Source organism: Actinoplanes sp. NPDC051494 (genome assembly GCF_044454705.1).
Classification (GTDB): Bacteria; Actinomycetota; Actinomycetes; order Mycobacteriales; family Micromonosporaceae; genus Actinoplanes.
Genome location: NZ_JBITDZ010000006.1, coordinates 353,605 through 365,919 on the forward strand (window position 1 = coordinate 353,605; position 12,315 = coordinate 365,919).

Consider the following 12,315-nt stretch of genomic DNA (forward strand, 5'->3'; position numbering starts at 1 on the left):
ATGCGCAACGCGCACCCCGCTCCCATTGGCAGCCACACCGTCGGCAACGCCCTGGTTCTCCATGCCCGGGACAAGATCAGTTCCGAGGCGCAGTCACTGGCCCTGACCGTCGCCGAGGATTACGAGAACGACATCGTCGTGCTGGATCTGCACGACGATCTCCCCATCGGCATCTGGGAGTCGGTCGCTGCCGCACTGCCCCGCCGCCGCCGGGGAATCCGGCTGGTCGTCTGCGGCGCCGGGCAGGACACCTCCGTCCTGGCCGGACAGTGGATCTCCGACCGGCTCGGCCGTTCCGTCGTCGCGCCCCACGGACAGTTGATCCGGGGCACCTCCGGCGCGCTGTTCGTGCACTCCACCGACGGCAGCGGCTGGGTGCGCTACCACCGGGGCCGCAGTCCGCGCTGGGAAGCCAAGCGCTACCCGCAGCCGGTCTGGGACAGCGCCGCCACCGACGTGCTGCCCACCAGCGCCCACGGCCTGGTCGAACCGCTGCCCGGCGGCGTCTGGATCCGCGACACCCGCGACGAGGCCGCCCTGCGCGAACACTGGCAGTGGCTCGCGTCGGCGGTGCCCTGCCAGCCCGAGGCCTGCACCGTCGTCCTCGGCTGCCCCGGCACCCCGCCCCTCGCGCTCGACGACATCGCCCGGTTCTGGCGCGACCTCGCCGACGAGGGCCGCGAGCACGCGCGCTTCATCCAGTACGGCCCGGTCCAGCTGCCCGACGGCGAACCGCTCGGCCAGGCGCTCGCCGACCTGCTCGAGACCCCGGTCATCTGCTTCACCGGGGTCCCGGTCGGCCGCCCCGAACAGCCCCGGATGCACACCGTCGCCCTCGACGGCCGGCTCGGCTGGCAGGTCTACGCCCGCGAACTCGGCTACACACCGCGCCCCCGGCCCACCGTCGCGGCCGCCGCCCCGAGCATCATCAGCTACCAGGCCCCAGAGGTCCTCGGCGACGAGATCGCCCCGCTGACGTTCCGCTACGCCGACGACGCGGTGGTCGAGATCCTGCAATCCGGTCTCTGGGTACGCCCACCCGAGGCCCCCCGCCACGCCGACCGGATCCGGGCCCGCCCCGCCGATCCCGCTGTGCACGCCGTGGTCATCGACGACGCCCAGCCGGCCCGGATGACCCGCCTGCGAGAACTCGCCGACGACCTGGTGGCCCGGCTCGACGTCGCGACCCGGGAACGCAGCACGCTGCAGCTCGCGTCCACGGTGGTGGTGACATCGCGGATCTCCGCCCCGGCCGGCGGCACGGTCCCGGACGGCCTGACGTTCCGGTTCACCGCGGCCGACCTCATGCTGGACCGGATGCCCACCGAGGAGCCTGCGGCCACCCCACCGCTGAACCCGACCGTGGTGGATCTGACCATCGACGTGCCGCGCGCGCTGACCGCGACCTCGCCCGGCCTGGCCGGCGGCACCCTGGCCGGCGGAGCGTCCACCGACGTCGGGCGCCGCAACGGGGCATACTCGAAGAAGCCGCCGGCCGACCCGCCGCTGTGGGAACAGGCCTCGGTGCCGGTGCCCAGGCTGCCCACCCGGCCGAGCACATCCTCCAAGATCGTCGCCCGCATCGGCGAGTCCGCGGTCGGCGAGACCCGCACCCTCGAACCCGGCACCGCGGCCCGCGTCCTGGCCGCCCTCCGGCACGCCGACAGCCCCGACCCAGCCGCTTCCCCTTCCGCGACGTCGGCCTCTTCCGCGACGTCGGCCGATCCCCTCGCGCCGGCCGCTTCTCCCGCGGCGGTGGCCGGGCTTCCCGGGCGGGAGGAGATCGCCGCACTGCTGCGCCGCGCAGAGGCGATGGGTGCGACCTCACCCAGCGCAACCTCACCCAGCGCAACCTCACCCAGCGCAACCTCACCCAGCGCAACCTCACCCAGCGCAACCTCACCCAGCGCGACCCTGCCCGGCGCGGGCGGGCCCCGGCACCGGGCGCCGGGTGCGCCGCGGCCGTTGCGGTTCCAGGAGGTCGCGGAGCCCGAGGCGAGCGGTGTCCCCGATTCGGCCAGCCTCGGCGAGGAGCGCACCTGGCTGCGGGACGCCCTCAGGCGCGAATACGACCTCGCGGCCGGTTCGGTGTCCAGGATCCTCTCCGAGTACCCCGGGTTCCAGGCGGGACCCGACACAATGACGGACGCGGTGGCCGTACGGCTGTATCTGTCAGCGGTGGGTGACGGGGTCGACGAAGCCCTGCGTGACGGGGGTGCCGGTGCTGAAGTGCCGTTCGCCCGGTGCGTCGCGGGCGGTCTCGTCCGGTTGCCGTCGCACCGTGGCGCGACCATGCTGGTCGCCGATCTGTCCGCGGACGACCTGCGGCTCCTGCGTGACCGCCGGGTGCTGCGCGAACGCGGCTTCACGCACGCTCTCATCGACCCGCCGACCGGGCTGCACGGCGAGGTCGACGTGCTGATCTGGTCCATGACCGCCCGGCGCACCCGGCTCCTCGAACCCGAGGACGAGCACCGTACGGAATCCCGGGTCGTGTTCCTGCCCGGCACCAGTTTCAAGGTGCTCGACGCGGTGGAACCGGGCCCGGACACCCGCGGCCTGCTGTTGCTGCGGGAACTCTCGGCCGACGAACCGGTGGACGGCCGGGTGCCGTTCGACGACCTGGCGCTGGGCGCGTTGCACCGCGCGATCGAGCAGGCCCGCACCTCGGGCCGGGTCTCCCCGGTCGGTGAGCTCTCCGCCGAACGTTTCCTCGCGGTGCCCGGGGTCTACTGACCGAGCAGCGAGCCCAAGCCGACGGTCTCGGCGCGAACACGCCTCGCGCCCGCTTTCCGCGCTTCACCCGGGGGCGGGGTAGCGTCTGCGTCATGACATCGGGCGGTATCCGTGATCGCTTCCGGACCCAGATGCGGGAGGAGATCAAGGCAGCGGCCCTCCAGCAACTCGCTGAAGGCGGCGCCGCGGCCTTGTCCCTCAACGCGATCGCGAAAGAACTTGGCGTCTCCGGACCGGCCCTCTACCGCTACTTCGCCAACCGCGACGCCCTGCTGACCGAGCTCATCCTCGACGCCTACGCGGACCTGGCCGACACCCTGACGGCGGCCCCCGGCAACCTGGCCGGCGTCTACCGGTCCTGGGCGCTGGCCCAGCCACACCGCTACCGGCTGCTGTTCAGCGCGCCGCTGCCCGGCTTCGACCCCCATGACCAGCGCCTGGTCCTGGCCGCCCATCGCGTGATGGTCCCCGTCCTCCGCAGCGGGGCTGCCCTGCCCGCTGCCGGCTCGGTCCTTGGCTCGGTCCTTGGGGACCAGTTGTCCCGCTGGTCGGCTGCGGTCCCTCTCGACACGGCGGCCGACCCGGCGACGGCGCTGAACGCGATCATGGCCTGGACCAGGCTGCACGGCTTCGTCAGCCTCGAGATCGAAGGAAACTTCGCCTCCATGGGCCTGGACCCGGACGCCCTCTTCGCCGAACTGCTCCTGCCCGGCTAAAAATGCGCGACGATCCGCCGAGCCGGCCCGTCGACGGTCACCTGGCCACCATACGGAAGTACCCACTGCGGATTGGTGTGCCCGAAGTCCACGCCGAACACGATCATCGCCTCCGGATGGTATTCCGCGAACGCCTTCAGAATCGCCTCGCGCTGCTCCGCCCGATACGTTTCCCGTTCATCCCGTGCTTTCGGGTCGAACAGGGCGGTCCCTTTCGCGGTGCCGACCAGCACTGCCGGAAACTGCTCCAGCAGCCCCCGCTCCCCGAAATGCCGCAGCATCCGGAAAACCTCACTGGCTGACGGCATCTCCTCCGACGTCTCGATCAGCAGCACGCAGCCGGCATAGTCCTCCACCGGCCGAACCCACCTGCTCGTGGCCGCGGTCCAGTGCATGATCTCCAGGTTTCCACCCCAGGTCGGCGCGCGAACAACCCGGTCCGGCCGGTGCCAGCTCCACCCTGGACCCGGGTACGACGGCGCGGTCTCGGTCAGGGCGGCCTCGTCCCCCCAGTTCAGCTCTTCCTCGCTGAACTCCTCGAGCGGATGAAGCTCCAGATCACCCCCACCGAAAAGCGCGGCCCGAAGCGACTGCTCGACAATCGGCTCCACCCCGCCACCGCGCCCGAGCTGAACCATCGTCGACATCCCGTGATACCCGGCGACGCCGTGATACCAGAGCCAGTTGTGCAGATTGGTGTTGTCGGAATACCCGAAAAATGGTTTGGGGTCAGCGACGAACGGCGCCGGATCAAGATGCCGCAACACGGTGATCTGGTCATCCCCGCCGATGGTCGCGAAAACCGCCCGAATCCCCGGATCGGCATACGCGGCCATCAGATCAGCAGCCCGCTCCCGGGGCGAAGAAGCCCGCCGGGTCGTCGGATACTCCACCGGCTCCACCCCGAAGATCTCCCGGAGTCGCCGCAAACCCTGCTCATGCACGGCCGGAAAGATCGCCGGAGCGGCAAACGACGGAGAGACAACCGCAACCCGGTCCCCAGGAACAAGCTTCGGCGGAGTGCTGAAAGAAGGACGCATCGCCGCATTCAACCAGTTCCGCTTCTCCCGCGCCGCCCCATTAGTCCCCCACCCCTCCCCGGAACCAGGGCCGGACTGGACTGGACCACAGTGATCAAGGCTGGCCGGGTCGGGCTGGGCTGGGCAGATGGGGGGCTGGGCGGTGGGCGTCAGGTTCGGGGGTGGACGGGCGGGGCGGCTACGTCGCAGTAGGTGTGGACGGGGCTTTCCTCTCGGGAGGGGGTGATGGGTACGGCGGCCGGAATGGTGGTGGCTGGGGTGTGGGCCGGTAGGTGGGTGGGGATGAAGGTCAGGGCCAGGAGGCTTCCGGTGACCATCAGGGCCGCGCAGATCAGCATGGAGTGCTGGTAGGTGGGGTGCAGGTCGGCGGCGTCGGTCAGGTTGCCGGTGCCCAGGCCCGCGGCCAGGGGGAGGATGGCGACCGAGAGCAGGCCGGCTGCTCGGGCGACCGCGTTGTTGACGCCGCTCGCCACGCCGGCGTGGGCATCGTCGATGGAACCCAGGGCTGTCGCGGTCAGTGGGGCCACCAGCAGGGACAGGCCGAGACCGAAAAGGATGACCGGGGGCAGGACCCCGGTCAGATAGGACGCTCCCGGGCCGATCCGGGACATCCAGGCCAGGGCGGCCGCGCAGACCAGCGGGCCGGCGGTCATCGGGATGCGTGGGCCGATCCGCTGGGCGAGGGCGCCGGCCCGGGCCGAGAGCAGCAGCATCAGGACCGTCACCGGGAGCAGGGCCAGGCCGCCGGTGAGAGGGCTGAAGCCGGCCACCACCTGCAGGTTGAGGACGACCAGGAAGAAGACGCCGCCGTTAGCCGCGTAGACCAGGAAGGTGACCAGGTTGGCGCCGGTGAACGCCTTCGAACCGAAGATGGACAGGGGCAGCATCGGGTGGCGGGAGCGGCGCTCGTTGAGTACGAACCCGGCCAGGCCGAGGACGCCGACTGCCAGCGAGGCCAGCACCGCGGGGCTGCCCGGTCCGTCCGCGGGCCAGGCGGTGAAACCGTACGTGAGACCGCCCAGCCCCGCCGCCCCGGTGAGCACCCCGGTGACGTCGAGTTGCTGGTGGGCCGCCGCGGGGTTGCGGGTCTCGGGCACGTGCCGCACGGTCACCAGCAGCACCAGCGCCGCGATCGGCACGTTGATGAGGAAGATCAGCCGCCAGTCGGCGAGCTCGACGATCCAGCCGCCGAGGAACGGGCCGAGTGCGCCGCCGATGCCACCGAGCCCCGACCAGGCGCCGATGGCCCGGGCGCGGTCCTCCCGGGCGAAGGAGGCCTCGAGGATGGCCAGGGCGCCGGGGGTGAGCAGCGCGCCGCCGATGCCCTGCAGCACCCGGGCGCCGATGAGCAGCTCGACGCTGGGGGCGAGCCCGCAGAGCAGGGAGGCGACCGCGAACCAGGTGATGCCGAGGACGAAGAGCCGCTTGCGGCCGTACCGGTCGCCGAGTGAACCGCCGAGCAGGATCAACGAGGCCAGGCTCAGCGCGTAACCGTTGACCGTCCACTGCAGGCCGGCGGCGTCCGCGTCGAGGGAGTGGCCGATCGCGGGCAGGGCGATGTTGACGACGGTGGAGTCGATGAAGGCCAGGGACGAGCCGAGGACCGTGGCCAGCAGCACCCAACGTCCGGCTGCGGTGCTGTAACGCACGGGCTGAGCGATCACTGGATCCATGGCGATCACGCTACGCCGGGCGGGGTGGCGCGGCATCGTTCCAAGGACTGCCGTCGAGTCCGAAAGTCGATGATGCGATCGACCGAAGACGGTCGGGCTCAGGCCGTACGGCGTAATGGCGCAGGTAGAGCGGCACCGGCGGGTTTGAGCCCGGCCCGCGCGGCGAGCAGGGCGGCGGTCGCCACGGTGCTGGGCTTGAACCCGGCCCGGCCCCGGCGCAGCAGCAGCGCCTCGACCCGGGCACCCAGCTCGGCCCGGTGGTAAGGCTTGATCAGGTAGTCGTCGGCCCCGGCCTCCATGGCCGCCATGATCCGGTTGCCGCCGACGTCCGCGCTGACCACCATGATCGGCAGATCGGCGGTGGCCGGGTCCGACCGCAGCAGCCCGCAGAGCTCGATCCCGGAGATGCCCGGCATCCGCACGTCCAGCAGCGCGGCGTCGATGCCCCCGTAGGTGGCGGCACAGAGCGCGGCCTCGGCGTCCTCGGCCACCAGGACCTCGTGACCGAAGCGGTGCAGCGCCAGCGCCATCAGCTCCCGGTGGTCGGGATCGTCATCGGCGATGAGCACGGTGGGCACGGCGGCACCTCCATCCGAGTCGTCCAAGCCTCCTGAGATCTGTTCGGCACCCCACCGCCAACCGCTTAGCCGTTTCGTGACACCTACCTTGATATCGGAGGCTGCCGCCGGCGGCTGTGCGGGTGCGCGCAGGTCGGTGCCGCACCATCCTCAAGCAGGAGGTTTTGTGACCGAATAGGCAGCTGTGAACTGGAATCGTGTCCTCGCCGCGATCGCCGGGCTGTACGTCCTCTGCGTCGCGCTGCTGGTGCTGGCACCGCAGACCGTGGTCGTCGGCGCCGGTGTCCTGGCGGTGTTCTGTGTCGTGGGCTGCGTGGCCGGGTTGCGGGCCGCGCGGATTCCCGGGAGCGGGGCTCGTGCGCGGCGGGCCTGGCGGGCGATCGCCGCCGTCTTCGTGCTGCAGGCCGTCGTGATGACGATTTTTGTGTTTCCCGGCAGCGATCAGTCGTTCCCCGGCCCCGCGGACGGGGTGCGGGTGGTGATCGTGGGTGTGCTGCTGTTCGCCGCGTACTCGTTCCCGCTGAGCAGTATCACGCCGCTGGAACGTCGTAAGGCCGTGCTCGACGTGCTGACCGTCATGGTCGCCGGGGTGATGGTGGTCTGGTATCTGGTTGTCGGCCCCTCGGTGGGGGCGCAGACCCGGCTGCTGGTGACCGCCGCCGTCTATCCGGTGCTCGACCTGTTGCTCGTGCTGGGGTTCACCCGGCTGCTGATGCGTGGCACCGTCGCCGCCGGGAAGTGGCCGGTCACACTGCTGCTCGCCGGGGTCGCCGGGCAGCTGGGCATCGATGTCTGGACCGGGTATCTCGCCGCCCGTACCGGTGCCGGCGCGCACGACGCGATCTGGGAGATCGTCGGGATCATCACCGTCATCGCCCTGATGGCCGCCGCGGCGGTCGAGCGGTGCCGGCGACCCGAGGTGAACGATTCGCGCAGGGAACGTTGCCTGGTGCGCGGCAATTTTCCGTACGCGTCGATCATCGCCGCTTATGCCCTGATGATCGTGGCGGCCGTGCGGGAGCGCACGCTCTTTCCGTGGAGCGGTCTTACCGTGGGTGGCATCGGAATCACCCTGCTGGTGATACTGCGGCAGATCACCCTGCAGCGGGAAAGCGAGCATGCCGCCTCCACCGACGGTCTGACCGGGCTGCCCAACCGTTCGCGCCTGCGGGAGCTGCTGGTGCAGGCGCTGGAGCGGGATGCCCGCGACGGGCGGTCCACCGCGGTGCTGCTCCTCGACATGAACGACTTCAAGCAGGTCAACGACACCAGAGGGCACAAGGCCGGGGACCAGTTGCTGGCCGGGTTCGCGCGGATCCTGCGCGATGCCATCCTCGGCGCCGACTCGGCCGGCCGGCTCGGTGGCGACGAGTTCGCGGTGGTGCTGCACGACATCGGCAGCGAGGGCAACGCGGAGGCGGTGGCCCGGCGGATCGCGGCCGGCACCGCCGAGCCGATCATGATCGACGGGATTCCGGTACGCGCGTCCGCCAGCATCGGCATCGCGCTGTCCGGCCCGGGGGAGATGACCGCGGACGAGCTGATGCACCGCGCCGACGTGGCGATGTACCACGCGAAACGGCGGGGCGGCGACACCCGCTGGGCCTGCTACGCGGACACCATGGGCGGTGACGACGAGCCGTCGCTGGAGGACGAGCTACGGATCGCGGTGAGCAGCGGCCAGTTGCGCCTGGTGTTCCAGCCGATCGTGGGCCTGCCGGACGAGGAGCTGGCCGGGATCGAGGCGCTGGCCCGCTGGGAACACCCCCGGCTCGGCCTGCTGGAGGCCCGGGAGTTCATCTCGCTCGCCGAACAGATCGGCATGATCGAGGAGCTGGGCCGCTGGGTGCTGCGCGAGGCCTGCACGTACGCCCGGCGCTGGCCGCAGCTGCCGCTGCACGTCAACGTCTCGGCCCGCCAGCTGGAGGCGGACACGTTCAGCACCGAGGTACGCGACATCGTGCGCGCCACCGGCCTGAACCCGGGTCAGCTGGTGCTGGAGGTGACCGAGAGCCAGCTGATCGCCGACGAGGTGCCCAGCGCCCACCTGCGCATCCTCAGCGACGAAGGGATCCGGATCGCGCTGGACGACTTCGGCACCGGTTACTCGTCGCTGAAAAATCTCACCCACCTGCCGATCGACATGCTCAAACTCGACCGGGTCTTCGTCGCCACGCTGGACGCGTCGGCGGAGGGCGCCGCGGTGGCGACGGCGGTGCTGCGCCTGGGCCGGGTGCTGGGCATGGACACGGTCGCCGAGGGCGTCGAGACGGCCGCCCAGGCCCGTGAGCTGACACTGCTGGGCTGCGGCAAGGCACAGGGACACTATTTCGCGCGTCCGCTGCCCGCGGCCGAGATCGATGAGAGGATCGCGGCGTGGTCGGACAACCGCTACGGACGAACATTGCGGGCCTGAGCTGCGCGGCCTGGGGGCCCGAGGACGGGCGTACCCTGCTCGCCCTGCACGGCCTCACCAGCACCTCGCAGGTGTGGGCGAGCCTGGCCCGGGCGCTGCCGGAGCACCGGGTGATCGCCCCGGATCTCCCGGGCCGGGGCGGCTCCGCCCTGGTCACCGCCGAACCGGGCCTGGCCGGGCACGTCGCCAAGGTGCTGGCGCTCGCCGACGAGAGCGGCCTCGACGACGTGACGCTGGTCGGTCACTCGATGGGGGCGTTCCTGGCGCCGCTGGTGGCGAGGGCGCTCGGTGACCGGGTGACCCGGGTGGTCCTCGTCGACGGCGGGATCAGCCCCGACCCGTCCCCGCTGGTCCGCAAACCGGTGGTCAAGCTGCTCTTCACGGTCCAGACGGCGATGCTGGGCCGCCGCTGGCGCGACGCCGAGGCGTTCACCCAGGCGGTCGACGGCAAGGCGGTCCAGGGCCGTCCCGACCTCTGGCCGGTCGTCCACGCCTGGTCCGACTACCTTCTGGACAGCGCCGGTCACGCCAGACTGGATCGCCGCCGGCTGGTTGCCGACGCCGCCGACACCCTGGCGGGTACGCCGACCCTGGGCGCCCTGTACGACCACAAGGCCCCGGTCCACGCCCTGGCCGCCAGTCACGGAGCCACCGACCGCGCCGGCCCGTTCCTCAGCGACGCCGCCCTGCACCGCGCCCGCCTCCTCGTCCCCCGCCTGACCAGCGAACGCGTCGAGGCCAACCACGTCACGCTGCTGATGGATCCCCGGCTGGCGGAAGCCGTGACAGCCACTTCTTCGTGACCTCGGCCGGCAGGTCCACGTCCAGGTGCTTCGCCAGCAGCAACACCTGACACAGCACGTCGGCGACCTCGGCCCCGACGCCGGCCCGCAGCTCCGCGGGCGTCAACCCCTTGGGACGGGCCTGCCCGGTCCGCATCAGGAAAGCCTGGGTCAGCTCCCCGACCTCCTCCTGCAGCTTGAGCACGAACCACGCCTCGTCCCGCCGGATGCCGTACACCTCGGCATAGCGCTGCGAGACCAGCTCAAGATCATCGGTGAGCTTCTGCAGATCCATATCTTGTCAACTCCTGCCGGCCAGGGCTCGGCACGCTTCGTCGACATCTGCGACCATCTGCTGCCAGCCTGAAAGCCTGGTGACCGGGCCGTTGCAGTCCAGACGTTCCAGCAGCAGGCGGCGGTGCTCGAAAAATCGCTTCCGCTCGCGCTCATGCCGCCTGCCTTTGGCTTCGGCCGCGTTCAGTAAGGCTGCCTGAAGAATTTGTTTGGGGTCGGCGCGCGCTTCGACCTCACGGCGTCCAGGCAGATGCAACGGGTTCTTCCCGTTCGGGTTGCCGGCCACGAAACGGATCTCGGCCTCGTCGAGGAGCAGCCATGCCTCCGTCATCCGGACCGGGATCACCGGGATCACCTGGGGCTCGCCGGAGAGCGTGTCGGCAGCGGTGGTGATCTCCCGTCGGCGGGCGGCCACACCGGCATTGTCCGCGTCCCGGTGGACCACGACGACATCGAAGGTTCCGCCGTGCAGCTGTTCGCCCGCTGCCAGCCGTGAGCTGACGACCTTGGGAACCTTTCCCAGTAAGCCAAAGTCAGGCTTGCTGAGCCGCACTTCCACACCGCGCTCGAAGAACAGTCGTTCCACGATGTCGGCGATCGGCATATCGGAGCTGCCCTCCGCGACGAAGAGTCCGTCGAAGATACTGCCGGTCATCCCGCCAGATCCAAGGGAAGCCGCAGCTGGGCGCCGGCCGGGGCGGCGACGTAGTAGGTCACGTCCGCCTCGGTGAAGGAGTGTGACTGCTTCGAGGCTCGCCACGAGTCCCGGTAGGGCAGCAAGGTCAGTGCCCGAGTCATCTCACCCTCTTCATGACGGTGAGCCCGTACCTCGGCCAGGAGCAGATCCGCGGGGTCGCACAGCTGGACGACGCCGGGAGAGTGGGTGTTGACGATGACCTGGCGGAAGGCATTGTCGTCATCGGGAGGGAAACTGGGGTCGATCGCCAGATCGCGGATGAGCTCGATCATGGCTGGCAGGTTCGCCGGGTGGATCCCGTTCTCTGGTTCCTCCATGCATATGAGGCCGGTGAAACTGGGGTCCTCGAGTAGGACGCACAGCGCGAGGAAACGAAGTGTGCCCTCGGAGAGTGCCCGGGCGGGGAGTCTCAAGCCGCCCTTCTCATGAAGGAAGAGGGTGAACACCTCTCTGATCGGGTCGACATCGACGACAAGATGGTCGACGTCGACCCCCGCCAGGTCGGAAAGGCGTCCGGCGACCCGGGCGTACACCGCTTCAGGGCTGCTCCCGGCGGCGTGGGCGATTCTGTACAGCGTCGCCGCGAGGTGTCGTCCGTCGATATCGAGGGAGCGCGGATCGGTGAGGCTGTCCGGGGCGCGCAGAGCTGAGGGTTCCAGAGCGAGCCGATGCCAGCTCTGCATCTCCCGTCGAGCGGCCAGGATGGTCGGGTAGTCGTTTGTGGCCACGGTGCTGAGGACGGTGCGCCCGGCTCTGCCGGCTGCCCGAGGCTGAGGCCGCCCGAAGCTGCCACCGTCGCCGTGGACGTTGATGACCGTTCCGCCTTCTCTGATCTCCGTGGAGAGATAGGCCCCGCCGCGACGCTGACCGAGGACGACGGCGTTTCGGAACTTGGCGGTGCTGTGGGGGAATCGGAGGTGGTGGCCGGCGTCGCCCTTGTTTATATGGCGGAGTTCCTCGCCGACAAGGCTGAGTCGTCCGACACTCGCCTCGCCCTCCGGTGCGGAATAGCCGAGCGTCACCTGGTAGCGCAGGAACGTCGTCGTGGCCTTCGCCGGAGCTCCAAGATCGTCCTCGACCTCGGCGGGGACGACCATCTCAGCGGCGATCGTGATCTCCCGCCGATGATCGCGGTAGCCGTCCCAGAACAGATCACGAGGGTCGCCACCACGGCTGCCCGAGGCGCCACGGACCCGCTGTGCAGCTTCTACAAGCGAGTCCTCAGCCAGGTAGGAAAGGAATTCGATGGCGTCGAATACATTCGATTTCCCGATGCCGTTCGCGCCCGCGATGCACGTAAAAGGGCCGAAATCTACTTTAACGTCGAGCAGATTCTTGAAGCCCTTGACCTCGAGCCGCGTGAGCATGCCCTACAGCCTACCC

At 70.2% G+C, this 12,315-nt stretch carries 10 protein-coding genes; 4 read left to right on the forward strand and 6 right to left on the reverse strand.

The window, feature by feature from the left end; genetic code table 11:
* On the forward strand, positions 1-2,736 hold the full coding sequence (locus ACIA6A_RS22965) for a hypothetical protein (RefSeq protein WP_396099846.1): 2,736 nt from the start codon (positions 1-3) through the stop codon (positions 2,734-2,736).
* A gap of 92 nt (positions 2,737-2,828) precedes the next feature.
* A complete protein-coding gene (locus ACIA6A_RS22970) occupies positions 2,829-3,452 on the forward strand; it encodes a TetR/AcrR family transcriptional regulator (RefSeq protein ID WP_396099847.1) in 624 nt (207 codons plus the stop codon).
* On the opposite strand, the gene ACIA6A_RS22975 is transcribed toward ACIA6A_RS22970, so the two are convergent.
* The 3 genes from ACIA6A_RS22975 to ACIA6A_RS22985 all read right to left on the reverse strand — a co-directional run bounded on the left by ACIA6A_RS22975 (position 3,449) and on the right by ACIA6A_RS22985 (position 6,743).
* Positions 3,449-4,492, reverse strand: coding sequence for an LD-carboxypeptidase (locus ACIA6A_RS22975; protein ID WP_396099848.1), 1,044 nt, complete (start codon positions 4,490-4,492; stop codon positions 3,449-3,451). The genes ACIA6A_RS22970 and ACIA6A_RS22975 overlap by 4 nt on opposite strands.
* 149 nt (positions 4,493-4,641) lie before the next feature.
* Complete coding sequence (locus ACIA6A_RS22980; RefSeq protein WP_396099849.1) at positions 4,642-6,165, reverse strand: MFS transporter; 1,524 nt, start codon at positions 6,163-6,165, stop codon at positions 4,642-4,644.
* A gap of 98 nt (positions 6,166-6,263) precedes the next feature.
* Positions 6,264-6,743, reverse strand: coding sequence for a response regulator transcription factor (locus ACIA6A_RS22985; protein ID WP_396099850.1), 480 nt, complete (start codon positions 6,741-6,743; stop codon positions 6,264-6,266).
* A gap of 184 nt (positions 6,744-6,927) precedes the next feature.
* Here ACIA6A_RS22985 and ACIA6A_RS22990 point away from each other — a divergent pair, with 184 nt between their 5' ends.
* Positions 6,928-9,159 (forward strand): putative bifunctional diguanylate cyclase/phosphodiesterase, encoded by a 2,232-nt coding sequence (locus ACIA6A_RS22990; protein ID WP_396099851.1) that lies wholly within the window; start codon positions 6,928-6,930, stop codon positions 9,157-9,159.
* Positions 9,120-9,962, forward strand: coding sequence for an alpha/beta fold hydrolase (locus ACIA6A_RS22995; RefSeq protein ID WP_396099852.1), 843 nt, complete (start codon positions 9,120-9,122; stop codon positions 9,960-9,962). The genes ACIA6A_RS22990 and ACIA6A_RS22995 overlap by 40 nt, the downstream gene beginning before the upstream one ends.
* Here the strand turns inward: ACIA6A_RS22995 and ACIA6A_RS23000 are convergent.
* Genes ACIA6A_RS23000 through ACIA6A_RS23010 form a run of 3 tightly spaced genes read right to left on the reverse strand, consistent with a single transcriptional unit; the run spans position 9,907 to position 12,299 of the window.
* Entirely contained in the window at positions 9,907-10,236 is a 330-nt protein-coding gene (locus ACIA6A_RS23000; protein ID WP_396099854.1) for a pyrophosphatase, read from the reverse strand. The two genes, ACIA6A_RS22995 and ACIA6A_RS23000, sit on opposite strands and share 56 nt — an antisense overlap.
* A gap of 6 nt (positions 10,237-10,242) precedes the next feature.
* On the reverse strand, positions 10,243-10,890 hold the full coding sequence (locus tag ACIA6A_RS23005; protein ID WP_396099855.1) for a hypothetical protein: 648 nt from the start codon (positions 10,888-10,890) through the stop codon (positions 10,243-10,245).
* On the reverse strand, positions 10,887-12,299 hold the full coding sequence (locus ACIA6A_RS23010; RefSeq protein WP_396099856.1) for an AAA family ATPase: 1,413 nt from the start codon (positions 12,297-12,299) through the stop codon (positions 10,887-10,889). The genes ACIA6A_RS23005 and ACIA6A_RS23010 overlap by 4 nt, the downstream gene beginning before the upstream one ends.
* Between the last annotated feature and the right edge of the window lie 16 nt (positions 12,300-12,315).

Coding starts and splice junctions, on each gene's coding strand:
- ACIA6A_RS22965 (WP_396099846.1), top strand. CDS start 1: ATGCGCAACGCGCACCCCGCTCCCATTGGCAGCCACACCGTCGGCAAC.
- ACIA6A_RS22980 (WP_396099849.1), bottom strand. CDS start 6,165: ATGGATCCAGTGATCGCTCAGCCCGTGCGTTACAGCACCGCAGCCGGA.
- ACIA6A_RS23005 (WP_396099855.1), bottom strand. CDS start 10,890: ATGACCGGCAGTATCTTCGACGGACTCTTCGTCGCGGAGGGCAGCTCC.
- ACIA6A_RS23010 (WP_396099856.1), bottom strand. CDS start 12,299: ATGCTCACGCGGCTCGAGGTCAAGGGCTTCAAGAATCTGCTCGACGTT.
- ACIA6A_RS22975 (WP_396099848.1), bottom strand. CDS start 4,492: ATGCGTCCTTCTTTCAGCACTCCGCCGAAGCTTGTTCCTGGGGACCGG.
- ACIA6A_RS22970 (WP_396099847.1), top strand. CDS start 2,829: ATGACATCGGGCGGTATCCGTGATCGCTTCCGGACCCAGATGCGGGAG.
- ACIA6A_RS23000 (WP_396099854.1), bottom strand. CDS start 10,236: ATGGATCTGCAGAAGCTCACCGATGATCTTGAGCTGGTCTCGCAGCGC.